Origin of the sequence: Streptomyces lavendofoliae, assembly GCF_014649735.1 — a bacterium.
GTDB lineage: Bacteria > Actinomycetota > Actinomycetes > Streptomycetales > Streptomycetaceae > Streptomyces > Streptomyces lavendofoliae.
Genome location: NZ_BMTP01000053.1, coordinates 1 through 1,846 on the forward strand (window position 1 = coordinate 1; position 1,846 = coordinate 1,846).

General features: G+C 69.5%; 2 protein-coding genes. Both read left to right on the plus strand.

Annotated elements, in window-relative coordinates; all coding sequences use genetic code 11:
* The first annotated feature begins 153 nt into the window (after positions 1–153).
* Positions 154–756: a hypothetical protein gene (locus tag IE109_RS32775; protein WP_189555002.1), complete on the plus strand. Its 603-nt coding sequence runs from the start codon at positions 154–156 to the stop codon at positions 754–756.
* Between the two features lie 52 nt (positions 757–808).
* Positions 809–1,846: D-glucuronyl C5-epimerase family protein (locus IE109_RS32780; protein WP_229891883.1), on the plus strand; the 1,038-nt coding region annotated here is incomplete at its 3' end.

A 1,846-nucleotide genomic window follows, 5' to 3' on the forward strand; every position in this document is an offset into this window, starting at 1 on the left:
GGGGGCAGGCGTCATCGTCGCCTGCCGCCCCGTCGGCACCGTCGTCATCACCACCGCCGGGTCCTTCGCCCTGATGTGGGCCCAGCAGACAAGCTCCGCCACCCCCACGGTCCTCCGCGGCCAGTCCACGCTCGAGCTGAAGAGGATCGCCTGATGGCCACCACGGACGACTACGGGCAGGGCGTCTCCATCGCCGCCCTCACCGACGCCCCGAACGCCGAAACCCTGGCCAAGAACATCGCCAACGCCGTAGTTGAACGCTCGAACATGCGCTTCGCGTCCGCCACGGCCCGCAACGCCGCCCTGGCCAGCCCCGTGGAGGGCATGGAGGCCTGGCTGCAAGACACCAACACCAAGACCATCTACGACGGCAGCGCCTGGACCGTCCAGTCCAAGCTGCTCCTGGAATGGACAGCCTTCTCGGCCATCGGGACTTTCGCTGCCGGCGTCACCGCCGGCACGCCGGCACCGCGCCTGCGCAAGATCAACGAATTCGGGACCGAGGTGTGGGAGCTCGAAGGCCGCCTCAACCTCACCTCCCTCGCCGCCGCCACGACCACCACGGTGTTCACCTTCAGCGCGGGCTACCGGCCGGCGAACACCCGCGGCTTCGTCACCTACAACAGCTCCCACCACGGCACCCGCGTCACGATCCCCGCCACCGGCGTCATGACCGTGTCCGTGCCGACCGAAGCAGGCGGCGCCGTCAGCAGCGTCTGGCTCGACGGCATCCGCATCACCAACCCCACAGCCTGACCCATCTCACCGCCAAGCCCCGCCGGGGCCCTCACCCATGTCCGGAGCCTGAATGAACCGCGCCGGATACCGGCTCGTGACCGACCTGCCCGACGCGATGCGCCCGTGGCGTGACCGGCCCGTGAAGTGGGAAAACGCCTCCCTCACCAGCGGGCCGTACCACCTGGACGCCGACGGCGTGTACATGTACTACCCCGACGGCGGCACTGTCGCTTACGACCACCCTGTCGGGCAGAGCCAGTTCGCCCTCGGCTGCCTGGCCAGCTACCGAACCGAGACCGACCCCGCCCGGCGGTCCGTGTTTCTCACGCGGGCGCGGGCGCAGGCCGACCGGCTCATCGGGCAGCACGTCGAGGCGCGCGGTGGCTGGTGGTACCGCTACCCGTTCGACTACGCCAACCCGGCGCATCCCGGCGTCGACTACGAGGCGCCGTGGTACAGCGGGATGGCGCAGGGCGAAGTGCTGAGTCTGTTCGTGCAGCTCGCGCAGGTGGACGCCGTACCGGCTGCGGACCGGGACCGGTATCTGGCCGCGGCCGACGCCACGTTCGCGTCGCTGCAGGCTCTCGACGACGGCTACCCGTGGGCCGTGAACGTCGACTCGGCCGGCTACCTGTGGATCCAGGAGTACCCGGGCGCGACACCCGGCAGCGGGGACTACACGTACAACGGGATGATCTTCGCCATGTTCGGGCTGTACGACTACGCCTGCGCGACCGGCAGCCAGCCCGCCGCCGAGCTGTACGACGCGTGCGCCACGACGATCGCCAGGTACTTCCCCCTGCTGCGGAACACCCGCTGGCACTCGTATTACTGCCAGACGCACAGGGTGCCTGCCCCCACCTACCACCAGCACCACATCAACCTGCTGCGGCAGCTGCACTGGCAGACCGGCAGCCCGGACTTCGCGGACATGACCGACCGGCTCGTCGACGACTTCCCGGCGCCCGGCGTCGCCGGGACGAACACCTTTGAGTCGGGCAACCACGTGCTGTACCGCTTCGATACTGCGGCGTCCGGCGCCTGGGCGTCCGGCAAGAACGACGCCGAACTCGAGCGGAAGACCGTCAGCTTCGCCCAGGACACGTCC